General features: G+C 72.5%; 1 pseudogene. It reads right to left on the bottom strand.

Annotation, left to right across the window (positions count from 1 at the left end):
• Window positions 1-79 precede the first annotated feature (79 nt).
• A pseudogene (locus F0L68_RS44345) lies at window positions 80-306 on the bottom strand (hypothetical protein); the annotation flags it as partial.

A 306-nucleotide genomic window follows, 5' to 3' on the forward strand; every position in this document is an offset into this window, starting at 1 on the left:
AACAGGCCCATCACCCGCCAGCCCTTGCCGACCTTCGGCCCGAACGGTCCCGGCGACTCCTTCGACATGTCCACGTCGCTCACGCTACGGCCCCCCTCCTCGTCCTGTCGCCCGCCCAGATCCCCGGGTCCGACCCTGCGCTCCGACCCTCGGCTGACACGCTGGCGGTGTCGGTCCGGAACCGGCGGGCGTCCAGGGCAGCCAGCCCGACGCGCGACGCGCCGAGCACCAGCACCGTGGTCCCCACGTTCAGGTCGTGGAAGACCACGCCGCGGCCGATGCCGCCGTACCAGAAGCTGGGCACCA

The sequence above is a fragment of the Solihabitans fulvus genome (assembly GCF_008386585.1).
GTDB classification, from domain to species: domain Bacteria; phylum Actinomycetota; class Actinomycetes; order Mycobacteriales; family Pseudonocardiaceae; genus Solihabitans; species Solihabitans fulvus.